Source organism: Microbacterium sp. NPDC078428 (assembly GCF_044542535.1).
Classification (GTDB): domain Bacteria; phylum Actinomycetota; class Actinomycetes; order Actinomycetales; family Microbacteriaceae; genus Microbacterium; species Microbacterium limosum.
Genome location: NZ_JBITUP010000009.1, coordinates 1 through 25,724, shown reverse-complemented (window position 1 = coordinate 25,724; position 25,724 = coordinate 1). Strand labels below are relative to the sequence as shown.

General features: G+C 71.1%; 26 protein-coding genes. 8 read left to right on the top strand and 18 right to left on the bottom strand.

All coding sequences use genetic code 11. The features are described from left to right. Nucleotides 1-26 precede the first annotated feature (26 nt). From pcaC to ACIGCK_RS13960, 6 genes are all read right to left on the bottom strand, one after another. The gene (gene pcaC / locus ACIGCK_RS13985) at nucleotides 27-428 is read right to left on the bottom strand and encodes a 4-carboxymuconolactone decarboxylase (protein WP_396666856.1); all 402 of its coding nucleotides are present in this window, start codon (nucleotides 426-428) and stop codon (nucleotides 27-29) included. Next, nucleotides 425-1,204: an alpha/beta fold hydrolase gene (locus ACIGCK_RS13980; RefSeq protein WP_396666855.1), complete on the bottom strand. Its 780-nt coding sequence runs from the start codon at nucleotides 1,202-1,204 to the stop codon at nucleotides 425-427. Before ACIGCK_RS13980 ends, pcaC begins: the two co-directional genes overlap by 4 nt. After that, nucleotides 1,201-2,586, bottom strand: coding sequence for a lyase family protein (locus ACIGCK_RS13975; protein ID WP_396666854.1), 1,386 nt, complete (start codon nucleotides 2,584-2,586; stop codon nucleotides 1,201-1,203). The genes ACIGCK_RS13980 and ACIGCK_RS13975 overlap by 4 nt, the downstream gene beginning before the upstream one ends. Further along, nucleotides 2,576-3,154: a protocatechuate 3,4-dioxygenase subunit alpha gene (pcaG, locus tag ACIGCK_RS13970; RefSeq protein WP_396666853.1), complete on the bottom strand. Its 579-nt coding sequence runs from the start codon at nucleotides 3,152-3,154 to the stop codon at nucleotides 2,576-2,578. Before pcaG ends, ACIGCK_RS13975 begins: the two co-directional genes overlap by 11 nt. Beyond that, nucleotides 3,154-4,017 (bottom strand): protocatechuate 3,4-dioxygenase subunit beta, encoded by an 864-nt coding sequence (gene pcaH / locus ACIGCK_RS13965; RefSeq protein WP_396666852.1) that lies wholly within the window; start codon nucleotides 4,015-4,017, stop codon nucleotides 3,154-3,156. Before pcaH ends, pcaG begins: the two co-directional genes overlap by 1 nt. Nucleotides 4,018-4,100: 83 nt before the next feature. Beyond that, nucleotides 4,101-4,943, bottom strand: coding sequence for an IclR family transcriptional regulator (locus tag ACIGCK_RS13960; RefSeq protein ID WP_396666851.1), 843 nt, complete (start codon nucleotides 4,941-4,943; stop codon nucleotides 4,101-4,103). Nucleotides 4,944-5,125: 182 nt separating this feature from the next. Here ACIGCK_RS13960 and ACIGCK_RS13955 point away from each other — a divergent pair, with 182 nt between their 5' ends. The 3 genes from ACIGCK_RS13955 (at nucleotide 5,126) to ACIGCK_RS13945 (ending at nucleotide 8,483) form a co-directional block, all read left to right on the top strand. Further along, nucleotides 5,126-5,878 (top strand): IclR family transcriptional regulator, encoded by a 753-nt coding sequence (locus ACIGCK_RS13955; RefSeq protein ID WP_396666850.1) that lies wholly within the window; start codon nucleotides 5,126-5,128, stop codon nucleotides 5,876-5,878. 117 nt (nucleotides 5,879-5,995) lie between these two features. Further along, complete coding sequence (locus ACIGCK_RS13950; protein WP_396666849.1) at nucleotides 5,996-7,177, top strand: 4-hydroxybenzoate 3-monooxygenase; 1,182 nt, start codon at nucleotides 5,996-5,998, stop codon at nucleotides 7,175-7,177. 91 nt (nucleotides 7,178-7,268) lie between these two features. Next, nucleotides 7,269-8,483, top strand: a complete 1,215-nt coding sequence (locus ACIGCK_RS13945; RefSeq protein ID WP_396666848.1) for an MFS transporter — start codon at nucleotides 7,269-7,271, stop codon at nucleotides 8,481-8,483. 24 nt (nucleotides 8,484-8,507) lie between these two features. Here ACIGCK_RS13945 and ACIGCK_RS13940 read toward each other — a convergent pair whose 3' ends face one another. Continuing rightward, nucleotides 8,508-8,912, bottom strand: a complete 405-nt coding sequence (locus ACIGCK_RS13940) for a glucose-6-phosphate dehydrogenase (protein ID WP_396666847.1) — start codon at nucleotides 8,910-8,912, stop codon at nucleotides 8,508-8,510. A 51-nt stretch (nucleotides 8,913-8,963) separates the two neighbouring features. Further along, the gene (locus tag ACIGCK_RS13935) at nucleotides 8,964-9,422 is read right to left on the bottom strand and encodes a MarR family winged helix-turn-helix transcriptional regulator (RefSeq protein ID WP_330170616.1); all 459 of its coding nucleotides are present in this window, start codon (nucleotides 9,420-9,422) and stop codon (nucleotides 8,964-8,966) included. Nucleotides 9,423-9,514: 92 nt separating this feature from the next. On the opposite strand from ACIGCK_RS13935, the gene ACIGCK_RS13930 reads away from it, so the two are divergent. From ACIGCK_RS13930 to menE, 5 genes are all read left to right on the top strand, one after another. Next, complete coding sequence (locus tag ACIGCK_RS13930; protein WP_396666846.1) at nucleotides 9,515-10,447, top strand: SDR family NAD(P)-dependent oxidoreductase; 933 nt, start codon at nucleotides 9,515-9,517, stop codon at nucleotides 10,445-10,447. Between the two features lie 47 nt (nucleotides 10,448-10,494). Continuing rightward, complete coding sequence (locus ACIGCK_RS13925; protein ID WP_396666845.1) at nucleotides 10,495-11,382, top strand: amidohydrolase family protein; 888 nt, start codon at nucleotides 10,495-10,497, stop codon at nucleotides 11,380-11,382. Nucleotides 11,383-11,384: 2 nt separating this feature from the next. After that, nucleotides 11,385-12,575 carry an acyl-CoA dehydrogenase family protein gene (locus tag ACIGCK_RS13920; RefSeq protein ID WP_396666844.1) on the top strand — a complete coding sequence of 397 codons (1,191 nt, stop codon included), beginning with the start codon at nucleotides 11,385-11,387 and terminating at the stop codon, nucleotides 12,573-12,575. Between the two features lie 34 nt (nucleotides 12,576-12,609). After that, a complete protein-coding gene (locus ACIGCK_RS13915; protein WP_330170620.1) occupies nucleotides 12,610-13,062 on the top strand; it encodes a MaoC family dehydratase in 453 nt (150 codons plus the stop codon). Between the two features lie 68 nt (nucleotides 13,063-13,130). Beyond that, nucleotides 13,131-14,642 carry an o-succinylbenzoate--CoA ligase gene (menE, locus tag ACIGCK_RS13910; RefSeq protein WP_396666843.1) on the top strand — a complete coding sequence of 504 codons (1,512 nt, stop codon included), beginning with the start codon at nucleotides 13,131-13,133 and terminating at the stop codon, nucleotides 14,640-14,642. 40 nt (nucleotides 14,643-14,682) lie between these two features. Here the strand turns inward: menE and ACIGCK_RS13905 are convergent, their stop codons facing one another. The 10 genes from ACIGCK_RS13905 to ACIGCK_RS13860 all read right to left on the bottom strand — a co-directional run bounded on the left by ACIGCK_RS13905 (nucleotide 14,683) and on the right by ACIGCK_RS13860 (nucleotide 25,350). After that, a complete protein-coding gene (locus ACIGCK_RS13905; protein ID WP_396666842.1) occupies nucleotides 14,683-15,024 on the bottom strand; it encodes an SDR family oxidoreductase in 342 nt (113 codons plus the stop codon). A gap of 184 nt (nucleotides 15,025-15,208) precedes the next feature. Further along, a complete protein-coding gene (locus ACIGCK_RS13900; protein ID WP_330170623.1) occupies nucleotides 15,209-16,696 on the bottom strand; it encodes a benzaldehyde dehydrogenase in 1,488 nt (495 codons plus the stop codon). A gap of 291 nt (nucleotides 16,697-16,987) precedes the next feature. Next, nucleotides 16,988-17,911, bottom strand: a complete 924-nt coding sequence (locus ACIGCK_RS13895; protein WP_396666841.1) for a sugar phosphate isomerase/epimerase family protein — start codon at nucleotides 17,909-17,911, stop codon at nucleotides 16,988-16,990. Nucleotides 17,912-17,923: 12 nt separating this feature from the next. After that, nucleotides 17,924-18,703 carry an SDR family NAD(P)-dependent oxidoreductase gene (locus tag ACIGCK_RS13890; protein WP_396666840.1) on the bottom strand — a complete coding sequence of 260 codons (780 nt, stop codon included), beginning with the start codon at nucleotides 18,701-18,703 and terminating at the stop codon, nucleotides 17,924-17,926. 91 nt (nucleotides 18,704-18,794) lie between these two features. Then, entirely contained in the window at nucleotides 18,795-19,787 is a 993-nt protein-coding gene (locus ACIGCK_RS13885; RefSeq protein ID WP_330170626.1) for a sugar ABC transporter substrate-binding protein, read from the bottom strand. Nucleotides 19,788-19,871: 84 nt separating this feature from the next. Further along, nucleotides 19,872-20,867 (bottom strand): ABC transporter permease, encoded by a 996-nt coding sequence (locus ACIGCK_RS13880; protein WP_396666839.1) that lies wholly within the window; start codon nucleotides 20,865-20,867, stop codon nucleotides 19,872-19,874. Then, nucleotides 20,864-22,405, bottom strand: a complete 1,542-nt coding sequence (locus ACIGCK_RS13875) for a sugar ABC transporter ATP-binding protein (RefSeq protein ID WP_396666838.1) — start codon at nucleotides 22,403-22,405, stop codon at nucleotides 20,864-20,866. The genes ACIGCK_RS13880 and ACIGCK_RS13875 overlap by 4 nt, the downstream gene beginning before the upstream one ends. Beyond that, nucleotides 22,402-23,478, bottom strand: coding sequence for a zinc-binding dehydrogenase (locus tag ACIGCK_RS13870; RefSeq protein ID WP_396666837.1), 1,077 nt, complete (start codon nucleotides 23,476-23,478; stop codon nucleotides 22,402-22,404). The genes ACIGCK_RS13875 and ACIGCK_RS13870 overlap by 4 nt, the downstream gene beginning before the upstream one ends. Before the next feature lie 31 nt (nucleotides 23,479-23,509). Further along, nucleotides 23,510-24,469, bottom strand: a complete 960-nt coding sequence (locus ACIGCK_RS13865; RefSeq protein WP_330170630.1) for a transketolase C-terminal domain-containing protein — start codon at nucleotides 24,467-24,469, stop codon at nucleotides 23,510-23,512. Then, the gene (locus ACIGCK_RS13860) at nucleotides 24,469-25,350 is read right to left on the bottom strand and encodes a transketolase (RefSeq protein ID WP_330170631.1); all 882 of its coding nucleotides are present in this window, start codon (nucleotides 25,348-25,350) and stop codon (nucleotides 24,469-24,471) included. The genes ACIGCK_RS13865 and ACIGCK_RS13860 overlap by 1 nt, the downstream gene beginning before the upstream one ends. Nucleotides 25,351-25,724 lie beyond the last annotated feature (374 nt).

Genomic DNA, 25,724 nt, shown 5'->3' with positions numbered 1-25,724 from the left:
GTGCGCTCTGCGATCATTCTACCGCGTCAGCCCTCGGAGGAGTAGACCTCGCCCGCGATCCGGAAGGCGGTGTTGGCCGCCGGCACCCCGCAGTAGACCGCGGACTGCAGGATGACTTCCTTCACCTCATCGATCGTCAGCCCGTTGCGCAGCGCGGCACGCAGGTGCATCGCCAGCTCCTCGTGGTGACCGAGCGCGATGAGCGCCGTGAGCACCGCCACCGAGCGCGACCGCCGGTCCAGGCCGGGCCTCGACCAGACGTCGCCCCACGCGACGCGCGTGATGAAGTCCTGGAAGTCGGCGGTCAGGTCCGTCGTGTTCGCGACGGCGCGGTCGACGTGCGCATCGGAGAGCACCTCGCGGCGAACGCCCATGCCCTGCTGCCACCGGCCGCCGTCGGTCAGGCCCTCTCCCTCCGGCCGGCTCATCGTGCCGCCTCCGCGAAGAACCCGCGCAGGATCCCGGCCGCGGCATCCGGCTGCTCTGCGGGCGCGAGGTGCGAGGCGTCGTCGATGCGCAGGACGCGTCCGTCCCGCACGCCCTCCGCGATCTCCACCGCCGACGCCTCGGGCGTCACGGCGTCGAACTCGGCCCACACCGCCGCGACGGGCACCTCGATCCGGGCGAGACGATCGCGCACGTCGTACACCGCGAGCGCCTCGCAGCAGAGCGCGTAGTTCTCGTCGTCGGCGTCCCGCAGCGCGTGCAGCAGGCGTCCGCCGATCTCGGGGCGACGCTCGAGGGACCCGGGGGCGAACCAGCGACCGGCCGACGCGGTCACGAGGCTCGACGTGCCCTGCGCGCGCACCTGGGCCGCGCGCTCGCGCCAGGCCTCCTCGTCGCCGAGCTTCGCTCCGGAGCAGACGATCGCCGCGGCATCCACGAGGCGCGGGTGGCGCAGCATGAGCTCGAGCCCGACCGCCCCGCCGAGGGACACCCCCGCGTACAGGATGCGATCGGCGCCGGTCTCGGCCACCGCCGCCGCCACCGCGTCGGCGATCTCGCCGACCGTGAACGGCTCGGTCGCGGCGGGGGCGTCGCCGTGGCCGGGCAGGTCCCACGCGCACACCCGGTAGTCGGCGGTGAGCAGCGGCACGACGTCTTCCCACAGGATCGCGGAGGTGCCCAAGGACGGGCCGAGCACGACGAGCGGCGCTCCGGCCGGCCCCACGGGCTCGGTCATGCGGATGGCGGGGACGGTCATGACTGCTCCTCGAGAAGGTGGTCGGTGAGGGATGCCGCGGCGCCGGTGTAGCCGGCGGCGTCGAGCAGCCCGTCGATGTCGAGCGCCGCCGCCTCCGGCAGCCGCCGCACGCGATCGCCCAGGTCGTCGCCGCGCGCCACGGCCGAGACGATCTCCGCCACGCGCTGCTCTCCGATGAGCGGTCCGAGCACGAGGGAGAGGCGTTCGGCGAGCACGAGCCCCCGCGTGGTGGCGAGGTTGCGCGCCACGGACGCGTCGTCGACGCGGAGGCCGGCCACGAGGGCCGCGGCGTGGGCGGTCGCGCCGCGCGCCGTCCGCAGCAGCTCGCGCAGCGCCGGCCACTCCGCGTGCCAGGCGCCGTCGGGGCGCTCATCGACGGCGAGGGCCGACGCGACATGAAGCGTCGCGCCCAGCTGGGGCGCCCGGATCGCGGCGGACCGGATGAGGACGGATGCCGCGGGGTTCTGCTTCTGCGGCATCGCCGAGGAGCCCCCGCCCGCCCCCTCGGCGAGCTCGCCGACCTCGGTGCGCGACAGCGTCGCCACGTCGGCGGCGATCTTGCCCACGGCATCCACCGCCTGCACGAGCGCGTCGCCCAGTTCGGTGACCGGCCAGCGGTGGGTGTGCCAGGGGGCGTCGGGAACGGCCAGGCCCGCCTCCGCGGCAAACGCTGCCGTCAGCTCGAGGGCCGCGGCGGGCGATCCAGTGATCTCGACGAAGGACGCGAGGGTGCCGCCCGCGCCCGCCAGCTGGGCGGGAAGGGCCGCACGGGCGGCATCGAGCCGCCGCCGGGCTCGACGCACGCCGCCCAGCCAGCCGGCGGCCCGAAGGCCCACCGTGGTCGGCACGGCGTGCTGCGTCAGCGTGCGCGCCACGGCGAGGGTGTCGCGGTGCGCCCCGGCGAATCCTGCCAGCGAGCGCTCGGTCTCCCGCAGCGCGGAGGCGACACGGGCGGAGGCGGAGGCCGCCACCCGCATGAGCGCCGTGTCGAGGATGTCCTGGCTCGTCGCGCCGCGGTGCACCCACAGCCGCGACCCCTCCGGCACCGCGGCCTTCAGCGCGCCGACGAGGGGGATGACGGGATTGCCGCCCGCCACCGCCGCCCCGGCGATCCCGGCCACGTCGAGCCCATGGCCGACGCACCCCTCCTCCGTGCCGCGCCAGTCGAGGGCACGGTCGATCTGCGCGACGGTCTCGCGCGGCGCGTGGCCCGTCCGCGCGTACGCGCGGGCCAACGCGACTTCCGCGCTCACGAGCGCGCGGAGGACCGCGGCATCCGTCACGTCGCCGTCGTGGCCCACGCTCACCGGCGAGAGCAGCCCCTCGTCGAGCGGCTCCCTGGCGGCAGCGGGATACTCGGCGACGGGGGACTCAGAAGGCAAGGAAGACGGTCTCCTTCTCGCCCTGCAGCCAGATGTCGTGCACGAGGTGGCCCTCGGGCGTGCGTGTTGCGATGAGCGTATCGCGCTCGGCCGGGCTCAGCTGCGACAGCAGGGGGTCCGCGGCGAGCGCCTGCTCGTCGTCGGGGAGGTAGATGCGCGTGTGGAGCTTGTTGGGCAGGCCGCGCGCGAACACGACGACGGAGAAGAAGGGGGCTTCGCCGTCGACCGACCCCGGATTGCGGGTCCAGAACTCATAGTGGCCGTCATCCGTCGTCGCGGCGCGACCGAAGCCCGTGAAGGTGTGGTCGTCGCGTCTGCGCGATCCCCGGGTGGCGGGCACCGATCCGTCGCTGTCGGCCCCCCAGATCTCCACCAGGGCGTCGGGGATCGCCGACCCGTTGCCGTCGAGGACGGTCCCGCCGAGCACGATCGCGCCGGGGGTGTGAGGGAAGGCGACCGCGTGCATCTTGGGATAGACGAGGCCGAAGGCGAAGAACGGACCGATGGTCTGTCCGGAGGTGGGCGCGAGGGTGCGCGGACCCATCTCGCGCGGGGTGCGGGTGGTCATCAGTGCTCTCCCTCGGGCTCGAACCAGGTGGCGTCGGGACCGTCGACGACGATGTCCCATCGGTAGCCCATCGAGAACTCGGGCACCGTGAGGTCGTGGTCGTAGGCGGCGATGAGCGCGTCCCGATCCCGCTGGTCGCGGATGGTGTTGTAGATGGGGTCGAGCGCGAAGAGCGGATCGCCCGGGAAGTACATCTGCGTGATGATGCGCTGCGTGAAGCCCGACCCGAAGAGGGAGAAGTGGATGTGGGCGGGTCGCCACGCGTTGACGTGGTTCTTCCAGGGATACGGGCCGGGCTTGATCGTCGTGAAGAAGTACTCGCCCTGGTCGTTCGTGACGGTGCGGCCGGCGCCGGTGAAGTTCGGGTCGAGCGGCGCGGGGTGCTGGTCGCGCTGGTGGATGTAGCGCCCCGCGGCGTTCGCCTGCCAGATCTCGACGAGCTGGTTCGCGAGCGGGCGCCCCCACGAGTCGAGCAGCCGCCCGGTGACCGTGATGCGCTCGCCGAGGGGCTCGCCCGCGTGCTGCAGCGTGAGGTCGGACTCGATCGCCGCGACATCGCGCTGACCGAAGGCCGGCGAGTAGAGCTCGATCGTCTCGGGGTCGACCAGGCGGGGGTTCTTCGTCGGGTGACGCAGCACGCTCGAGCGATACGGCGGGAAGTCGAACAGCGTGGTCGGCACGCTCTCGCCCGCGGCGACCCGACGCGCTACGTCGGCGTGGATGTCGCGGATCTCCTGCGTGATCTGCCGCTGCGTCGCCTGATCGGGGGCGGCCAGCAGGGACTCGGGAGCCGCGAACTGCTTCGCGGCGGTCGCGTGCGACTCGGCCGGGTTGGCCGCGTCGGGGCTCGCGGGTGTGGACATCGTGTCTCCTTCGACGAGGACGTGCCTCCAGGATGACGCGCCGCGCCGCGGCATCCCGGCACCATTCCCACTGAATGGGATTCTTACGAACTCCGCAGCGCGCGCGTGAGGTCCGCCGCGGCCTGCACGACGAGAGGGCCGAGCCGGCGCTCGTCGGCGCTCTCCAGCCGCACGACGATGCCGAGCGCCCCCCTCGGCAGCCCCTCGACGCGACCGAGCGGCGCCGCCACCGAGACGTTGCCGAGCGTCATCTCCTCGCGGGTCATCGCGTACCCGCGCGCCCTCGCGCGCTGCAGGTCGGCGCGCAGCTGCGGCTCGGTCGTGACGGAATAGGTGGTCTCGCGCTGGAGCGGCACGGAGAAGTACCGCCGCATCCACTCCTCGTCCCGCGTGGAGAGCAGGGCCTTGCCCACACCGGTCGTGTGCAGCGGATGGCGCCCGCCCATCCGGCTGAGCGTCGGATACGACGCCTGCCCCGAGAGCCGTCCCACGTAGAGCGCGGCGGCCTCCTCCGGCGTGGGTGCATCGAGCACGGCGAGGTGGACGTTCTCCCCGGTCGCGTCGTAGAGGCGCGACATGTGGGGCAGGGCGGTCTCCCGCAGGCGCAGTGCGAGGGGAGAGAGCTCGCCGAGCTCCCAGAGCCGCGCCCCGACGGTGTAGCGGTGCCCCGGGGCGCGCGCGAGAAGACCGTGCTCGAGCATCTGCGCGACGAGCCGGTGCGTCGTCGACGACGCCAGCCCCGTGCGGGCGGCCAGTTGGGCGGCGGTCAGCGCGGGGTCGTCGTCGCCGAAGCACGCCAGCACCGACATGGCCCGCGCCAGCGTGCCCGCGCCATTGCCCGCGCCCGCCCCGTCGCCCGCGCCCGACGCGGCATCCCTGCCCGCACCCGCCCCGTCACCCGCGCCCGCCCCGTCGCCCTGCTCCATCCCGCACCCCTCCCCCTCGAACGTACCGCGGCGCGCCGCCGCACCGCCCTCACCCGCCCGGTCCTCCCCTGTCGGATATCGACCCTCGTGCACCCTGCGAAGGTCGATATCCGACAGGGGAGCGCCGGGGACGAGGGGCGAGGGGAGGAGGGGACGGCGGGCGGCGTGAGAGAGTGTGGGGCATGGCGAACTCGCCCTCCGGCGACTCGATGACGGCGCGCATCGTGCGCGTGCTCGAGACCTTCGACGCCGACCGCACGGTGCAGACGATCGCCGACATCGCGCGGCGCGCCGCGCTACCCTCCTCGACGGCTCAGCGCATCGTCGCGGAGCTCGCCGCGTCCGGTCTGCTCGAACGCGACGAGGACGGCCGCGTGCGCCTCGGCATGCGGCTGTGGGAGCTCGCGCTCCGGGGTTCGCTCGCCCTGCGCCTGCGACAGGCGGCCCTGCCCTTCATGGAGGGCGTCCAGGCACGCGTGCGCGAGCACACCCAGCTCGCCGTCCTGGAACAGGACGAAGCGCTCTTCATCGAACGCCTCTCGCACCCGCTGGCGGGAGCCAACATCACCCGCATCGCGGGCCGCCTGCCCCTGCACGCCTCCTCCGCGGGGCTCGTCCTTCTCGCGCACGCGCCCCCCGTGCTCCGGGAGCGCGTGCTCTCGCAGCCCCTGCGCGCCCTCTCCGCCGAGACCCAAACGGATGCCGCGGTGCTGCGCACCCAGCTCGAGCGCGTGCGCCGAGAGGGGTTCGTCATCGCCCCGGGGACCGTGGAGACCGTGTCGACGGGGGTCGCGGTCCCCGTGCGAGAGGGGCGACGGGGCCCCGTCATCGCGGCGCTCGCCGTGGTCCTGCCCCGAGACGCCCCCACGGCCGGCGCCATCGACGAACTGCGACGAGCCGCCGCCGGCATCGAGAGCGCCCTCGCCGCGCCGTGAGGCCGGGAGAGCATTCCGCCCCGCAACACGCCACCCGTTGAACGGGCCACCGCGCGCCTCGTACCGCCCGGTCCCGGCATCATGGACCGCGGCATCCGCCGTCGAAGGAGACGACCCATGACGAATACCCTCCGCACCCGCGTCGCGATCGTCGGAGCGGGCCCCGCCGGCCTGCTCCTCTCGCACCTGCTCGCCGCCTCCGGCATCGAGTCCGTCGTGATCGACTCGCGCACCCGCGACGAGATCGAATCCACGATCCGCGCCGGGATCCTCGAGCACGGCACCGTGCGCGTGCTCGACGAGAGCGGGGCATCCGATCGCGTCCTCACCAGCGGTCGCCGTCACGACGGCATAGAGCTGCGCTTCGAAGGCGAGGGGCACCGCATCGACTTCTCCTCCCTGACGGGCCGGAGCGTCTGGCTGTACCCCCAGCATGAGGTGCTCAAGGACCTGATCGCCGCGCGCCTGGCCGGCGGGCAGGACCTGCGCTTCGGCGTCACGGCCGAACGCATCGAGGATGCCGAGACCGCGCGCCCCCGCGTCGTCGCCACCGATGCCGACGGCACGTCCCTCGAGATCGAGGCGGACTTCGTGGTCGGAGCCGACGGGTCGCGCAGCATCGCGCGCGCCGCCGTGACCGGCTCGTCCACGGGCGGATACTTCCGCGAGTACCCGTTCGCGTGGTTCGGGATCCTGTGCGAGGCGCCGCCCAGCTCCGAGGAGCTGATCTACTCCAACTCGCCCAACGGATTCGCGCTCATCAGCCAGCGCAGCGCGACGGTGCAGCGCATGTACTTCCAGTGCGATCCCGGCGCGGATCCGCACGCGCCGTCCGAAGCCGAGCTCTGGGACGCCCTGCAGTCGCGCGTGCCGGGGACCACGCTCAAGGAAGGACGGATCTTCCAGAGGGACGTCCTCCGGTTCCGCAGCTTCGTCGCCCACGAGCTCCGCCGGGGCCGGGTCGCCCTCATCGGAGACGCCGCCCACACCGTCCCGCCCACGGGCGCGAAGGGGATGAACCTCGCGATCGCCGACGTCCTGCTCCTGGAGAAGGCGCTGCGGGCGCTGCTCGAGGACGGCGACGAGCGCGCGATCGACGCCTTCCCCGAGAAGGCCCTGCGCCGCATCTGGAAGGCGCAGCACTTCTCCTGGTGGATGACGAGCATGCTCCACGTCGCACCGGACGCCTCCGACTTCGATCGGCGGCGACAGATCGGCGAGCTGCGAAGCGTCGTCGAGTCCGAGGCGGGCCGCGCGTACCTCGCCGAGGCGTACACGGGCTGGCCGTTCGAGGACTGAGCCCACGGCGCGCGGCGAGCGCGCGGCGCGCTCCCGGTGGATGGGCGCTCCGCGCTGCGCGACGGGCGAGGAGCGGTATAGTCCGGTGCTCGTGACCACTCAACGGCGGACGTCCACCGACATCATCCTGCTGGTCGTCGCCGTCTGCCTCGTCGCCGCGAACATGCGACCGACGATCACCGCGGTCGGGCCGCTGCTGGAGCAGATCGGCACCGACACCGGCCTGACCGTCGCGACGCTGGGCCTGCTGGCCGCCGTACCGCTCACGGCGTGGGCGCTCGTCTCGCCGTTCGCGCTCCGGCTCTCCCGGCGCTTCGGGATGTCCCGGGTCGTCCTCGCCTCCCTCGCGCTCCTGCTCCTCGGCACGCTCGTCCGCTCCCTGCCCGGCCCGGTCGCGAGCCTGTGGATCGGCACCGCACTGATCGGCGTCGCGCTCGCGATCGCGAACGTGCTCATGCCCGCCGTCGTCAAACGCGACTTCCCCGCACGCGTTCCGGTCATGATGGGCCTCTACACGGCGCTCCTGGGGGGCGTCGGGGCGATCGCCTCCGGGGTGGCGGTGCCGTTGTCCGCGCTCGGCGACGAGTCGACGGGGTGGCGGATCGCCCTGCTCGTCAGCGGCGCGGCCCTGCTGCCGTTCGCCATGGCGGCGTGGGCACTGGCCACCCGCGGTCATCACGCCGCGCATCTCGCCGCGCCCGGCGACGGCCTGTCGCGCCGGGGCATCTGGACCGATCCCGTGGCCTGGCTCGTGGCCGCCTACATGGGGCTTCAGGCGGCCACCTTCTACATGATGCTCACCTGGCTCGCGAGCATCTCGATGTCGATCGGCCGCAGCGAGCTCGTCGCCGGCTTCGACGTCATGACCTACCAGCTGCTCACGATCGCCGGCCCGTTCGTGGTCCCCGTGCTGCTTCGCGGGCGCGCCCGGCGCTTCGTGCCGGCGATGCTCCCGGTGCTCGGCGTCGTCGGCGTGCTCGGGCTCCTGATCGCCCCGGCCGGCATCGCGTTCTGGGTGCTGCCGGTGGGGCTGGCCTCGGGCGCCTCGCTGAGCATGTCGCTCACGCTGATGGCGGAGCGCGCACGCGACCACGACTCGTCCGCCGCCCTGTCGGGTATGGCGCAGTCGGTGGGCTACATCGTCGCCGCCGTCGGCCCGGTCGTCTTCGGCTGGGTGCACACCGTCACGGGGTCGTGGTCCTGGTCGCTGGCCCTGCTCGCACTGACGCTCGTCGCCCAGTCGGCGACAGGGATCTTCGCCGGACGCGAGCGCTACGTCTTCGACCCGCGACCGTTCCGTCGCTGACGGGCGCGGCCGCCGGTGAACCGATCAGGCGATGCGTTCGCCGCACATGCCGCAGACGCCCGTCGCGGGCACCTCCACGAAGCACGTGGGGCAGACGGGCGCCGCCTTCTCGGCAACGGGGGCGCGGGGGGTCGTGCGCGCCCGCGACCCCGCGGCGCGCGGAGCTCGGGCCGCGCGCGCCGGCGCGACGGGCGGTTCGACCTGGCGCGGAGGCTCCGGCCGGTGCGCCAGACAGTAGAACCGCACGATGCCGGCGTGATTCTTGGGGTTGCGGTGCTTGACGGCCCAGAGCGCCGTTCGCTCGAGCGGCGCCGCGTCCAGGCCGCAGAGCGCGCAGCGGGTGGGGTCTCCCGGCACCACGTCGGCGACGAGGACGGGCACGTCGTACGACAGCGCATCGCGCCAGTCGGATGTCGCGGTGATCTTCACGGGAACCTCCGGACGGTGGCGGCGCCGTCGGGTGAGGCGCCACTGTCCAGGCTAGCCCGCGCGAGGCTCCCCCGAGCCGGGGAAGGCGAGCCGTCCCAGCAGGCGGACGAGTACGTCGCGTTCCGCGTCGTCCAGCTCGGCGTGGATCTCCCGCTCCGCCTCACGCGCCGATTTCTCCGCGTCGGCGAACAGCGCACGCCCCGCGTCGGTCGCGACGACGACATTGGCCCGCCGGTCGTTCGGGTCGGACTCCCGCGAGATCGCTCCGCGCCGCTGGAGCTCGTCCACGAGCGCGACGACCTGGCTCGGATCCAGCCGCAGATACTCGGCGATCTCTCGCTGCGAGGGACGACCGCCGCCCACGGCGAGGGCCAGCACGGAGTAGGAGCGCACCTTCAGGCCGTGCGCCGCGAGCGCGGCGTTGCCGCTCGCGAGCGAGAGGGCGTTCGCGCGGGCGAGCAGGAAGCTCAGATCGTCGCGCAGGTCGCGCGCGCTCCCGGTTTCCGTCATGGTCGAACGATAGCAAAGGTCAACGCCAACAATGATTGACAATCTCAACAGTTGATGCTTTCCTGATCTCAGGCAAACGAAGGAGTACCTCCATGTCACTCGAGGGCAAAGTCGCTATCGTCACGGGGTCCGGCCGCGGGCTCGGGCTGGCCTACGCGCAGGAACTGGCGCACCAGGGCGCCGCCGTCGTCATCAACGACATGGACGAGACCGCCGCGGCATCCGCCGTGGCATCCATCACCGACGCCGGAGGCAGGGCCACCGCGGTCGTCGCCCCCGTGGGGCCGACCGAGACGGCCGACGCCCTCGTCAAGGCCGCCGTCGATACCTTCGGGGGCCTCGACATCCTCGTCACGAACGCCGGCGTCCTTCGCGACAAGACGCTCTGGAAGATGACGGACGACGACTTCGACACCGTGATCGGCGTGCATCTGCGCGGCACCTTCACCTGCGTGCGCGCGGCGGCTACGTACATGCGCGAGAACGGGGTCGCCGGGCGGATCATCTGCATCGGCTCCCCCACGGGGCAGCGCGGCAACTTCGGCCAGACCAACTACGCCGCCGCGAAGGCCGGCATCGTCGGCATGGTGCGCACGTGGGCACTGGAGCTGAAGAAGGCCGGCATCACCGCGAACGCGGTGATCCCCGTCGCCGCCACGGCGATGACCGCGACGATCCCCTACTTCGCGGCCGCGATGGAGGCCGACTCCCGCGGCGAGGCGATGCCGGCGTTCTTCCGCCACGACCTCGGGTTCGGCACCTCTCGGGATGCCGCGGGCATCGTCGCCTACCTCGCCTCCGACGCCGCTGCGGGCGTGACGGGGCAGGCGATCGGCGTGGGCGGCGACCGCCTGCAGGTCTGGTCCCACCCGGAGCCGGTCGTGACCGCGTACCACGACGGCGGCTGGGACGTCCCCGCCCTCGAGGCGGAGTTCCCGGCAGCGACCGAGGGATGCCTCCAGAGCGTGGGCGAGTCGTTCCCGCCGCTGCCCGAGGACCTGCAGCGCCCCGCGCCCGGTCGGTGAGCCGGCGGTGAGCACGACGTGACCCAGCGGTCCGGAGGAGAGACGAGATGACCCGCTACGAACCCGCGATCGATCTCGACGCGATCGAGGCCATCGACGTGCACGTGCACATCGAGGTCGATGCGCACGGTCACTCGTCGCTGCCGCCCGACCTCGTCGAGGCCGCGTCGAAGTACTTCAGCGCCGGCATCGACCGGCCCGACCTCGACACCGTCGCGGACTACTACCGCGCGCGGCGGATGGCCGCGGTCGTCTTCACCGTCGACGCGCAGACGCAGCTGCAGCATGCCGCCCTCTCCAGCGAGGAGATCGCGGACGGCGCCGCCCGCAACAACGACGTCCTGATCCCCTTCGGGTCGGTCGACCCCCGCAAGGGGTTCGCGGCGGTGGAGCGCGCGCGCGTCCTGGCAGCGGAGCACGGCGTCAAGGGGTTCAAGTTCCACCCCACGGTGCAGGGGTTCGATCCGAGCGACGAGGCGTACTACCCCCTCTACGAGGCGCTGCAGGAAGCCGGCGTCGTCGCCCTGTTCCACACGGGTCAGACGGGCATCGGCGCGGGCATGCGCGGTGGCCGCGGATTCAAGCTGGCCCTGTCGAACCCGATCCTGCTCGACGGCGTGGCGGCCGACTTCCCGGATCTGCAGATCATCATGGCGCACCCCTCCGTGCCCTGGCAGGACGAGGCCCTCTCCGTCGCGACGCACAAGCACAACACGTGGATCGACCTGTCGGGCTGGAGCCCCAAGTACTTCCCCGACCAGCTCGTGCGCGCGGCGAACTCCTACCTCAAGCGCCGGATCCTGTTCGGCTCCGACTTCCCGCTGCTGACACCCGACCGCTGGATCGCGGACGCCGAGAAGACGACGCTCAAGGCGGAGGTCATGCCGGGGATCATGAAGGACAACGCCGCCAGGCTGCTGGGCCTCGGGGGCTGAGCATGCCGGCCCTCGAGTCGGACGCGACGTTCGGGATCGACCCGTACGGATTCGCGCAGACCCACCTCAGCGCCCCCGCGCGCGACGCCCTCGGCGCCCTCCAGCGCACCCTGGACAGCGAGATCCGCCCCCTCCTGGCCGATGCGTGGGACAGCGCGACGATGCCCGCCGAGGTGTGGGAGAAGCTCGGCCCGCTCGACCTGATGCGCCCCGCCGGCGTCTCCGACGCCGAGGCGCGCAGCTCGATGTTCTCGGGATTCCGCAACTACGTCCTCGCGCGCACGGACGTGTCGGTCGCGACGCTCTACAACGCGCAGTCCGGGCTGTTCCGCACGACGGTCGCGCTCGGCGGTTCCGCCGAGCAGGTGGCACGCCTCGATCCGCTCATCGCCTCGTTCCGCCTCACCGGCACATTCGCGCTGACCGAGCCCGACCACGGCTCCGACATCGCCGGCGGCATGGAGACGACCGCCCGCCGGGACGGCAACGACTGGATCATCAGCGGGGCGAAGAGATGGATCGGTGCCGCCGCGGCCGTCGACACCCTCGCGATCTTCGCTCGCGACTCCGAGACGGGCGACGTGCTCGCCTTCCTCGTCCCCCGGCGCAGCCCCGGCGTCACGGTGACGCCCATCGAGGGCAAGATCGCGCTGCGGCCGGTGCAGAACGCCGCGATCCGCCTCGACGACGTCCGCGTCCCCGAGACCGACCGGCTGCAGAACGTGCGCGGGTGGCGGGACGTCGCCCGCATCCTGCGCGCGATGCGCTCGGACGTCGCCTGGATCGCCACCGGGCTGCAGGCGGGAGCGCTGGATGCCGCGGTGCGGTACACGCGCGAACGGACGCAGTTCGGGCGCCCCGTCGCGGGCTTCGCCCTCGTGCAGGAGAAGCTCGCCCGGATCCTCGGCAATCTGACGTCCTCGCTCGGCATGGTCGTCCAGCTCTCCGCCCGCCAGGACGCGGGCGAGTTCGCCGACGAGAACTCCGCGCTCGCGAAGATGCAGACCGCGCTTCTCGCCAGACGCAGCGTCGCGCTCGCGCGCGAGGTGTGCGGCGGCAACGGGCTGCTGCTCGAGCACGGCGTCGCCCGGTTCTTCGCCGACGCCGAGGCGGTCTACTCCTATGAGGGAACGCACGAGATCACCGCCCTCATCGTCGGCCGCGCCCTGACCGGCGAGTCGGCATTCGTCTGACCCGCGTCATCCATCCACGAAAGAGAGACACACAATGACCACCACCGTCGCCTTCGCCGATCTGCAGACCCTCGTCGGAACCGACCTCGGCTACACCGACTGGTTCGAGATCACGCAGGACCGCATCAACACGTTCGCCGACGCCACCGACGACCACCAGTGGATCCACGTCGACCCCGAGCGCGCGAAGGAGGGGCCCTTCGGAGCGCCGATCGCCCACGGCTTCCTGACGCTGTCGCTGTTCATCCCGCTGTGGGTGGAACTGCTCGACGTGGAGGGCGCGACGACCAAGGTCAACTACGGACTCGACAAGGTGCGCTTCGTCTCCCCCGTCCCCGCCGGCTCCCGCATCCGCCTGACCGCCACCGTCGTGGAGGTCACCGAGGCCGGCGGCGGCATCCAGATGGTCGTCGACGCGACGATCGAGATCGAGGGCGGGAGCAAGCCCGCCGTCGTGGCGCGGAGCCTGCAGCGCTTCTACGCCTGACCCACCCCGCTGTGGCGCCCGTTCCCGAGGGCGTCGCAGACCTGGACATCCCACGAAGGAGTGCGGACATGAACGAACTCGGCGTTGGCGGATGGCTCGCACGGCGACGGCTGAGGTCGCCGGACAAACCCGCCCTGATCTTCGACGGCGGTCGGTGGACCTACCGGGAGATGGCCAACCGGGTCGACCGGGTCGCGGGGCTGCTCGCCGCGCGGGGCATCGGGCGGGGCGACCGGGTCGCGTACCTCGGGGAGAACAGCCCCGAGTTCCTCGCTGTGCTGTTCGGGATCGTGCAGCGCGGTGCCGTCTTCGTGCCGGTCAACACCCGGCTCGCGCCCCCCGAGATCGCCCACGTGCTCCGCGACAGCGCGGCGCGCCTGCTCGTCCACGACCCGGAGTTCGATGGGGTGCTCGCATCGGTGCTGAGCGAGGACGACATGCCGGAGGTCATCCGGACGGGCGAGGAGCCGACCGCGCTGTCGGCGCTCGTGTCCGACGCCGCCCCGCTGCCGGCCGCCGAGCGGATGCTCCCCGAGGATCCGGCGGCGATCATCTACACGTCGGGCACGACGGGCCGGCCCAAGGGCGCGATGCTCACGCACCAGAACCTCACGTTCGTGTCGCTGAACTGCATCGTCGACTACGACGTCGTCTCCTCCGACATCGCCCTGCTCATCTCCCCCTTGTTCCATGTCGCGTCCCTCGGCATGGGGGCCCTGCCGGTGCTGCTGAAGGGCGGCACGATCGTCCTCGAGAAGGGCTTCGACCCGGCGCGCGCGCTCGCGCTCATCGAGAAGCACCGGGTCACCATGCTCAGCGGCGTCCCGACGACGTATCAGATGCTGGCCGATCACCCCGCCTGGGCGGAGACCGACCTCTCCTCGCTGCAGAAGCTCACGTGCGGAGGCTCCGCGGTTCCGACCCGGATCCTCAACGCGTACGAGGAGCGCGGGCTCTCCTTCTCCCAGGGCTACGGGATGACGGAGACCTCTCCCGGCGGGACGAGCCTGCCGCCCGAGATGTCACGCGCGAAACAGGGCAGCGTGGGGCTGCCGCAGTTCTTCCTCGACGTGCGGGTCGCCGACGAGTCCGGGCAGGAGCTGCCGCCCGGGGAGGTCGGCGAGGTCCAGCTTCGCGGGCCCAACGTCTTCGCCGGCTACCTGAACCTGCCGGACGCGACCGCCGCCGCCTTCACCGACGACGGGTGGTTCAGGTCGGGAGACCTGGGCTACGTCGACGAGGACGGCTACCTCTTCATCGCCGACCGCCTCAAGGACATGATCATCTCCGGCGGCGAGAACATCTATCCCGCCGAGGTGGAGAACCTGATCAGCGACCTGCCGGGGGTCACCGGCGTCGCCGTCATCGGCGTCCCCGACGACAGATGGGGCGAGGTGCCCTGGGCCATCCTGACGCTTTCGGCGGGAACGACCACCGACACCGACGCGGTCCGCGCGCACCTCGACGGCCGGCTCGCCCGCTACAAGCTGCCGAAGAACGTCGTCGTCGTCGACGAGCTCCCCCGCACCGCGTCCGGAAAGGTCCGCAAAGCAGATCTGCGTGCTCGCTTCGCCGGCTGAGCGAGTCCAGGATGCCGTGCGCCCGCCCCGCGTGGGGTGATCAGACGACGCCCGTGCCCCGGTCGACGTAGAGGTTCACCGCCGACACGCCCTGGTTGCGCAGGAGGAACCGGGTCGCATCCACGACGTCCGCCATCGTCGCGAGGGCGCCGCCGGGGGTGTGATCCTCGTACGCCTTGAGCACGCCCTCGGGCTTGCTCGCCCAGAACGGGCTGTCGCCGATGATCCCCGGATGGATCGCGTTGACGCGGATGGGCGCGAGTTCGAGGGCCAGGGTGTTGACCAGGCCCGTCACCCCTCCGTTGATGGTGGACACGGTCGTCGACCCCGGGTACGGCAGGTCCTTCGCCCGGCCCCCGAAGAGCACGATCCCGGTCGTCACGGACGGCTCCAGCCGGTGCCGGCGCTCGTGAGCGTGTTCGAGCGGGCGTTGGCCGATCCGCAGCTGAAGGACGCGGACTGGAGCGCGATCGCGGAGGTCAGCCGGCGCGACCTGCGGTGACGCACGATCACCCGCCCCGGGGGACGAGATCCCCCGGGGCGGGTGCAAGAGGTCCGCAGGACGCTTACAGCGGGTACTGGCCGGGCTCGCGCCGCATCGTGATCCAGCGGGTCTCGGTGAAGGCGTCGATGTTCGCCTGCGCGCCCCCGTGACGCGAGCCGGTTCCCGACGCGCCGACCCCGCCGAACGGGGCGTTCGCCTCGTCGTTGACGGTCTGGTCGTTGACATGCACGATTCCCGAGGGGATGCGCGTGGCGAGCTCGTAACCCGCCAGCGCGTCCGCCGTGACGATGCCGAGCGAGAGCCCGTAGTCCGTGTCGGCGGCGAGGGCGACGGCCTCGTCGTCCGTCGCGAACGACACGACGGATGCCACGGGACCGAACACCTCGTCGCAGTACGCCGCGGCATCCTTCGGCGGGTTCGCGAGCACCGTCGGACGGTAGAAGAGGTTCTCGTAGGTTCCACCCGCGGCCAGCGTCGCACCCTGGGCGACGGCGTCCTGCACGAGGGTGTGGACGCGATCGCGCTGCACCTCGTCGATGAGCGGACCGAGGTGCACCTGGCCCGCGGCGGGGTCGCCGACGTGCATCGAGTCGGCCTTCGCCGCGAGCTTCTCCACGTACTGGTCGAAGATCGACTCGTGGACGATGTGCCGGCCCACGGTCATGCAGATCTGACCCTGGTGGAGGAACGCGCCCCACGTGGCGAGGTTGACCGCCTTGTCGACGTCCGCATCGTGTCGCACGATGAACGCCGAGTTGCCGCCGAGTTCGAGGTGCGCACGGGTGAGGTGACGGCCGGCGAGTTCACCCACGGCGCGTCCGGCCCGCGTGGAGCCGGTGAACGCGACCACCCGCACGCGGGGGTCGGCGACCATCGCCTCGCCGACGTCGGCGCCCCCGGGAACCAGCTGCAGAACGCCTGCCGGCAGCCCCGCCTCCTCGAAGATGCGCACCATGCTGACGCCGCCGGTGATGACCGTGCGCGGGTCGGGCTTGAGCAGCACGGCGTTGCCGAGCGCGAGGGCGGGTGCGACGGCGCGGATGCCGAGGATGAGCGGCACGTTGAACGGGGAGATGACCCCGACGACGCCGACGGGGATCTGCTGCGCGAGCGAGAGGCGGGGCTCCTCGCTCGAGAGGATCGACCCCAGCGGCGCAGACGGCAATGCCGAGGCCTCGTAGCACTCTGCGGCAGTGACGTGCAGGGCGAACCCGGCCAGCGGCGGGATCGCCCCGACCTCGCGCACGTTCCACCCCATGATCTCCTCGGCGTGCGCCTCCCACAGCTGGGCGGCCTTGCGGAGCACGGCCGCCCGGGCGGGGTGGGGCATCGCGGCCCATTCACGTTGCGCGCGAGCCGCGCCCTCGGCGGCGCGGGCGACGTCCTCGGGGCTCGCCATGCCGACCATGGCGAGGGTCTCACCGGTGGCGGGCTCGACGGAGGCGATCTCGCCCCCTCCGCCGGGCACCCATTCGCCGTCGATGTGGACGCGACCCGCGAAAACCTCCGGGTCGATCAGTGCGGTGGTCGGTTCTGTGACGGTCGACATCGTTGTTCCTCTCGTCGATGTGGGTCTGCAGCATTCACGCTCGCAGACGAATCTGGCAGTTCGTGGTGACCGCGTCCAGCCGCGGAGCCGGGCGGGACGGGGCTTCCTCTCCTCGGGCGAGGATGGATGCCGGGGAGAGGAGGTTGCGGGCCGATTCGGTCCTCTGCCCGGCAGACCCCCTCTCCCCGGGCGAGGGCGGATGCCGAGGAGAGGAGGTTGCCGGCCGATTCGATCCTCGCCCCGGTCGACCCCCTCCCCCCAAGCAGGGGGACGCTGACGAAGCGCCCCGCGCTACCCCCCGCCGACGCGGGACAGACGGGCGGCCCGCCGACCCTCGACGCTCGAGGCGAACCCGCGGCGGATGACGCGCATCGCGTCCTGCGCCAGCCCGACGCCGTCGAGGTACGGCGAGCGCCAGATCGCGAGCATGTCGCTCGCGAACGGCGAGAGCACCGACCGGGAGAACGCCTCGACGCCGAACCGGCCGCTCCATCCGATGTCGAACGCGTGGCGGACGAGGGCCTCGAGATCCACGGCACCGGTCGAGAGCATGCCGCGCCCCGACTGCCCGAGTTCGAGGTAGCCGAGCTTGGGCGCCGCCATCGTGATCGCGCCGGCCAGGTCCGCCTCCTCCACCGCCATGTGGAAGGTGTCGAGGTGGATGCGCAGGTTCTCGGAGCCCGAGAGAGCGACGAACTCCATCGCCTGAGCCGCCGTGTTGACGACCGACGTCTCGTATCGGTTGAGCACCTCGAACGTCATCATGACGCCCCGGTCGGCTGCCTCGTCGGCCACCCGGCCCACCTCGACGGCAGCCCGCTCGATCGCCGCCGGGTCGGTCACGCCCGCGGGGCGCCCGAAGAGCCCGTAGGGGACGCCGTTCATCTGGTCGCCGCGCAGGGCGACCGTCAGGTCCAGGGCCGCCCGAAGCATCGCCGCCCCCGCGGCGCGCTCCTGCGGATCTGCGGAGGACACATCGGCCCCCGGAGCCTGCCCGGCGATCGTGATCGGCGACACGTCGTGCGCCGCGAGCACGTCGCGCAGGTGGGCGGTGTCCGTCGCGTCCGGATCCAGCGGAGGGAGCACGACGCGGCGGTAGCCCTCGGCCACCACCGCGCTCAGCGCCGCGGGGACGAGATCCGAGAAGGCATCGGCCAGGAGCACGTTGAGGTGGCACGCCACATCCAGCGTTCCGGCGTCATGGTCGGTCGTCATCGCTGCACCGCCTCAGAACGTCGGCAGGTCGAGCCGCTGCTTGAAGACCGAGTAGCCGTCGTCCACGTGCACGACGGTGCCGTTGATGACGTTCGCCTCGTCCGAGGCGAGGAAGGCCACGACGTTGGCGATCTCCTCGGGCTCGGTCATCGTGCCGCGCAGCTGCTCGGACGCGAAGGTGGCCTTCAGCTCGTCCGAGAACTGGTTGATGATGGCGGTGCCGACGCGGCCCGGAGTGATCGCCACGGCGCGCGTGCCGTACTGCGCGAGCTCGTACGCCGCCGACCGGGTGAACGAGATGACGGCTGCCTTCGCCGCGCTGTACGTGAACGACAGCTCCGCGGCCTGCTCGCCGTAGATGGAGGAGGTGCTGATGATCACACCGCCGCCGCCCTGTGCACGGAACTGCCGTCCCGCGGCGAGGATGCCGTAGTACACGCCGTCCTGATCGATCCGGATCATCGGCTCGTAGTCGACGGCGGGGTCGTGCTCGAGAAGCGGCTTGCCGCCCGCGATGCCCGCGTTGTTGAAGATGACGTCGAGCCGGCCGAACACGTCGACGGCGTGCTGGACGGCGGCCTCGACCTCGGCGAAGACCGACACGTCCACTCCGAACGACGTCGCGCTGTCCGGTGTGTCCGCGTTCAGCCGATCCGCGACGGTCGCCGCGCGCTCGGCGTTGACGTCGGCGACGACCACCTTCGCCCCCTCCGCGACGAACTTCTGAACCGTTGCGAGCCCGATTCCGCTCGCACCGCCCGTGATGAGGGCGACCTTGTCCTGCAAACGCATGATTCTCCTTCTGCGTCACGATGCGCGACGCGGGGACGGGTGTGAGGACCGGGGGAGGCGGAGCTCACCGCCTCCCCCGGTAGTGCGGGCGTCAGCCCAGCTGGTCGGACGGGGTGATCGCGTCGGCGTTGTCGATCGTCACGAGCGTCGTGTCGGCCATCTCGAAGGTGGTGTCGGGCAGCGTGCCGCTCTCCTGGTAGGCCACGATGTGGTCCATGACCGTGTCGAGGATCATCGGCCACGGCTGCTCGACGGTGGCGAGCATCGCGCCCCCGGCCTTCACACCCGCGATCGCCTCGCTCACCGCGTCGACGCCGGTGACCTTCGCATCGGCTCCCGCCTCGGTGATAGCCTGCGCGGCGCCGAGGGCGGCGTCATCCCAGCCGACCCAGACTCCGTCGAGGCCGCCGGGGTTCGCCGCGAGGTAGTCCTGCACGAGCGCGAGCGCCTCCGTGCGACCCGTCGCCGGAGAGGCGACCTTCTGGATCGAGCCGCCCGCGATCGTCGCGCCGGCCTCCTTCAGAGCCTCCTCGGCGAGCCCCGCGCGCATGCGGATGCCGGGGTGGGGGTCGTGCCCGATCACCATGATGTTCTTGCCATCGAGGCCGCCGAGCGCCTCGTCGAGCGCACCCACGGTCTGGTCGACGATCATCTCCTGATTGGCGGTGATGTTGATCGCGAACGCATCGTTGGCCTCGGTGCCCGAGTCGATCGCGAAGATCGGAATGCCGGCGTCCTTGGCCGCCGTGACGATGGATCCGATCGAGGCGACGTCGGTGTAGCCGTCGAAGATCGCATCCGCGCCCTGTCCGATCGCGCTCTCCACCGCGGGGTTCATCTTCTGGAAGTCGAAGTCACCCTGGATCATCGTGAGGTCCCAGCCGAGCTCCTCGGCCTGCTCCTCCACCGCCTTGACCCACCATGCGCCGACGGGGGTCTGGTTTCCCGAGGTGAAGGCGATGACCTTGAACGGGTCGCCGTCCTCGCCTCCGCCCCCGCCATCGGCGGAGCCGGTCGAGCATCCGGTCAGAGCGAGCGTCGCGACGGCGGCCGCGGCCACCAGCGCCTTGAATGATGTACGCACTTGTCTACTCCTTTGTTGCAGTTGCGTGTTTTCCTGGTGCCCGGGCCCGGCAGGCCGCGCCCGGAGGGAGGAGGTATCGGGTGACTACCTCTCCCGGTTCTTGAACGACGAGAGGGTGACGGCCGCGATGATGATGAGGCCCGTGACCACCTGCTGGACGTAGGCGTTGACGCCGAGGATGTTGAGCCCGTTGCTCATCACCCCGATGATCGCGACGCCCACCATCGTGCCGACGATGTTGGCCGCGCCGGAGCGGACCACCGTCATGCCGAGGAAGACGGCCGCGACGGAGAAGAGCAGGTTGTCCTCGCCCTGGACCGCGCTGGCGCTTCCCAGGCGCGCGGCGAGCAGGATGCCGCCGATGGCCGCGACGGCACCGGCCACCGTGAAGGCGGTCAGCCGCGACATCCTCACGTTGACGCCCGACAGTCGCGACACCTCGGCGTTGCCGCCCGTGGCGTACCAGCGGCGACCCACCGTGGTGTACCGCAGCACGAACCAGAGGATCACCGAGATGGCCACGGCGATGAACACGGGCAGCGGGACCTCGAGGAATCGCCCCTGGCCGAGCACGTTGAAGTCCGCCGGCAGGTTGAACAGCGTCGTGCCGTTGGTGACGAGGAACGCCAGGCCCGTGACGGATGTCAGCGTCGCAAGCGTGGCGACGAAGGCGGACAGATTGAGGTAGGCCACGAGCAGGCCGTTCGCGAGCCCGATCAGGGTGCCGACGATGATGGCGATGAGGATGGCGAGGGCCACCGGCATCCCGGCGAGCATGAGCGATGCGGCCACCGCGCCGGCGAGCGCGGACGTCGCCGCCACCGACAGGTCGAAGTCGCCGACCACCATGACGATCGTCTGCGCCCCCGCGATGATGGCGAGGATCGCCACCTGGTAGAGGATGTTGCGCACGTTGGTGAACGTGAGGAACACGTCCGGGCGCATGGCGAAGAAGAAGATGATGAGCAGCACCAGCGCGAGCACCGTGCCGCCCGAGAGCAGGCGCTGCCCGACGGAGCTCTTCGGCCCCGACCGCAGCTCTGCGGCATCCTCCAGCCCGGGGTTACGTGTGGTGGTCATCGGTCGGCCTTTCCATAGCAGTAGGACAGCAACAGCTCTTCGTCCGCGTCTTCCGCGCGGACCTCTCCGGATATCCGGCCCTCGTGCATGATGAGGATCCGGTCGCTCATTCCCATGAGCTCGGGCAACTCGGAGCTGACGGCGATCACCGTCGTCCCTTGAGCCACGAGCTGCCTGATGAGGCGGTAGATCTCGGCTTTCGTGCCGACATCGATCCCGCGGGTGGGCTCGTCGAGCAGCAGCACGCGCGGGCTGCGGGCGAGCATCTTGGCGAGCACCACCTTCTGCTGGTTGCCGCCCGAGAGCTCGCCGACGTACTGTCCCGCGCTGCGCGCCTTGATCTGAAGATCGGACATGCCCTTGCGGACGATGTCGGAGATCTTGGCGCCCGAGACGACGCCCGCAGCGCTGACGGACGGGATGTTGGCGAGCGCGATGTTGTCCCGGATCGTCATGCCGAGCACGACGCCCTGCGTGCGCCGCTCCTCGGGCACGAGCGCGACGCCGGCCTGGAGCGCCCTGCCGACGCCGGGAGAGTGCGGCAGCGTCACCCCGTCGACCACGATCGTGCCGGCCTTGTGCTTCTGCGCGCCCGAGAGGATGCGCAGCAGCTCGCTGCGGCCCGCCCCCGCGAGCCCTCCGACGCCGAGCACCTCTCCGCGATGGGCGACGAACGAGACATCCGTCACCTTCCGCCCCTGCAGCCCGTCGACGACGAGCGCGACGTCGGTCGTCGCCGTCGTGCGGTCGGGGTAGAGCTCGCCGCTCGCGCGGCCGACCATCGTGGAGATGACCTCGTCGATGTGGGAGTCCGCGACCTGCTTGGTGACGATGGTCTCGCCGTTGCGCATGATCGTCAGGCGATCGCACAGCTCGAAGACCTCCTCGAGGCGGTGCGAGACGTAGACGATCGCGACTCCCTCGTCGCGCAGGCGACGAAGGACGGAGAAGAGCTCGACGATCTCGACGTCGGTCAGCGACGCGGTCGGCTCATCGAGGATCAGCACCTTCGCGTCGGTCGCGAGCGCCCGGGCGAAGGCCACCATCGTCTGCTGCACGGGCGAGAGCTCCCCGGCGAGCTTGCCGAGCGGGATCCGCTGGCGGATCCGCTCGAGCTGGGCCTTCGCGCGCTGCCGCAGCGCCCGCCACCGCACGATGCCCCCGCTCCGGGGCGTCTGGTCGCCGAGGAGGATGTTCTCCGCGACGCTCAGCGAGGGGATGATCGACAGCTCCTGGTAGAGCGCGACGATTCCGGCGCGATTGGCCTCCCGGACGTTGGCGAACTCCACCTGCTCGCCATCCCGGAGAAGGGCGCCCTCGTCGGGGTCGTACAGACCCGTGACGACCTTGATGAGGGTGGACTTGCCGGCACCGTTCTCCCCGAGCAGCGCGTGGATCTCGCCCGCCCGCACCGACAGACGCGCCCCGCTCAGGGCATGAACGCCGTCGAAGCGCTTGACGATGTCGCGCGCCTCCAGCGCCGGGGTCGGCTCGAGGGCTGCGGCATCCGTCGCGGCGGACGTCGCCGGGCCGCTCACGGCGCTGCCTCCCCCGCCGCGGACTCGACGTCGTTGCAGCGGATGATCACCTTGGGGTGCCGCCCGCTCATGTGCGCCTCGAACGCCGCGACGGCGTCATCGAGGTCGAACACCGCCGCCGTCAGTTCGTCGACCTCGAGGTGCGGGAGGATCTGGAGCGCCCGAGGGAAGGCGTACGGCGACACGAACACCCCGGTCAACGTCAGCTCCTTCAGGTAGAGGTAGTCGGAGAGCCCCAGCGGCATCTCGAAGTCGTGCGGGTACATCGCGCCGTAGACGACCGTGCCGCCCTTGGCCGCGATGTCGAGCAGGCCCCTGACCGCCCGCACGGATCCCGATGCGTCGATGACGACGTCGTATCCGCGCCCGTCGGTGATCTCGTCGGCCCGCGCGAACTGGTTCTCCGACACGGGGTCGATCACGTGCTGCGCGCCGTGCCTGAGCGCCATCTCCCGGCGCTCGGCGATCGGCTCGATCATCGTCAGGCTGGTCGCCCCGTACATCCGCATGACCTGCAGGGCGAGCTGTCCGATCGGGCCGCCGCCGCACACGGCGACCCGGTCGCCGACCCGGATCCGGGTCTTGTCGGCGATGCGGACCGCGACCGACGTCGGCTCCAGAAGGCAGCCCTTCAGCAGCGACACCCCATCGGGCAGGCGATACACCTGCGACTCGTGCCACGTGACCGTCTCGGCCATCCCGGGACGGTTGTACTCCTGGATGTTCTCGCAGAACTGCTGGCGCCCGTCCTGACAGGGACGGCAGGTGCCGCAGAAGCGCAGGAAGTTTCCCGCGACGCGATCCCCCACGCGCAGTCCGTTGCGGACCGCGCGCTCACCGAGCGCCTCGACGACGCCCGACAGCTCATGGCCGAGCCCGATCGGCACGTCGGTGCCGAAGAATCCCTCGGCCAGATGCGGGTCCGATCCGCAGATCGCCGCGTAGGCGACGCGGATGCGCACGTCCTCGGGACCGAGCGGCTGATCGGGGAAGTCCACGACCCCGATGCGTCCGCGGGCACCCTCGTCGGGGTCGCGGAGACTGCCGATCTTGGTGACGGCTACTGTTCTCATTCGTCTCTCCGTTGAGCGCTGATGCGCAGGTTTAGGCGGCGATGACCCGCCGCAGCGCGGCGACGGTGTCGGCCAGTCCGTAGCCGTGCTTGTCGCGCAGCTGCTCATCCTCGCCGAAGCCCGCGTACACCTGCGGGATGCCGAGCCGTTCGAACGCCTCGAGACGGATGCCGCGGTCGGCGACCACGTCCGCGATGCGCGATGCGAGGCCTCCGTAGGCCAGGTGATCCTCGAGCACGACGAAGCGTCCTCCGGTCTCCGCCGCCGATCGGACGATCAGCTCCTCGTCGATGGGCTTCAGGGTGAACATGTCCACGACGCGGATCGACCGGCCGTCCTTCGCGAGCTCCTCGGCGGCGTCGAGCGCCTGCGCCACGACCGTGCCGTGCGTGAAGATGGTCGCGTCGGTGCCCTCGCGGGCGACGATGCCCTTGCCGATCCGCACCTCGTGCTGACCCGGCTCGTAGAGCACCTTGTCCTTCTTGCCGACGGCGAGGCGGATGTAGATCGGCCCGCTCATCGCCATCGACTGCCGGATGATCTCCCCGACCATGAGCGGATCGCCGATCGAGGTGACCGTCATGTTCGTGAGCGCGCACATGAGGGCGAGATCCTCGACCGCGTAGTGCGTTGAGCCGCCGTTGCCCACCAGCCCCCCGTGGGTGCCGATGATCTTGACGGGCAGGTTCGGGTAGCAGACATCGGTGCGCACCTGCTCGAGGGCCCTCATGGAGAGGAAGGGGAGCATCCCGGAGACGACGGGGATGTTGCCGTCGTACGCGAGGCCGGCCGCGATGCCGACGCACGCCTGCTCGGAGAGGCCGACGTCGAGGAAGCGCTCGGGGTACGTGTCGCGGAACTCGACCAGGGTGGCGCCGATGTCGGGCGTCAGAACCCACAGGTTGTCGTGTTCCTGACCGAGCTCGGCCAAGGTCGCGCCGATGACGGACCGCGCGCCGAGGAAGTCACCGAAGGTGAAGGTAACGGGCATCAGACGGACTCCTTCTCACGGGTGGCCTCGAGGGCCTTGAGTGCTCGTTCGAGGTCGGCGGCGCCGAGCGAGCCGGCATGCCAGGCGAGGTTGTGCTCCATGAAGTCGACGCCCTTGCCCTTGATCGTCTCGGCGACGATCACGGTCGGCTTGTCGCTGTCGGTGGCCGGCAGGTCATCGATCGCGGCGACCAGAGCAGCCATGTCGTGGCCGTCGATGTGCACGACGTTCCAGCCGAAGGCGGCCCACTTGTCCGCGTAGGGCTCCAGCGTCACCCGCTCCTCGTCGAAGCTCGTCATGAGCTGGCGATTGCGGTCGATGACGGCGACGAGGTTTCCCAGCTTGTTGGAGCTGCCCGCCAGGGCGGCCTCCCAGACCGACCCCTCGCCCGTCTCGCCGTCGCCCATCAGGGTCACGACGCGATGCGTCTCCCCCCGGCCGCGGGCGCTCAGTGCCATGCCGACGGCGAGCGGCAGCCCGTGCCCGAGCGAGCCGGTGGAGCACTCGACGCCCGGCAGCTGCACCTTGCACGGGTGCATGCCGTACGCGCTGTCGAGCTGACCGTAGGTCTCGACGATCCCGTCGTAGGAGAAGAATCCGCGCATCGCCATCGCGATGTACATGCAGACGGCCGCGTGGCCCTTGCTCAGGACGAAGCGGTCGCGCGTCGGGTTGGCGATGTCGGTGGGATCGACCTCGAGGCCGTAGTGGAAGAGCGCGGTCAGGATGTCGGCCGAGGAAAGATCGCCGCCGATGTGGACGGCTCCCTCGTACGTGCCGCACAGGTGCAGCAGCTTGGCGCGCAACTCGTAGGCGAGCTCTTCGAGCTGCTCGACGCTGGGTCGATCGGTGGTGGCACGCTCGGGTGCGGGGCTCATCATGTCTCCTCATCGATGACACGGAAGACGGCGTCGCGGGCGCTGTGCGCACGTCGTCGTCGTCGACTTCGCTTGCTCGTCCCCGCCTGCTCCGGCGGCGACGCGAGTGACGCTAGCACGAACTCATTTACAAGTAAACAGGAATGCTTATAAACTCGTTGAGCCGACCACCGATGGATCCGGCTGCCTCCTCGCGACCTGAGCGCGGAGGTGAACGCCCGGTCCTTCCGGGCGACGACAGACACAGAGAGGTGCGTAGTCGAGATGACCGATACACAGATTTCCGCGGGTGTGCGGACGGGGTTGTTCATCGGGGGCGTGGAGCGTCATACCGGTGAGGTGTTGAGTGTGGTGGATCCGGCGAGGCCGGGTGTGGT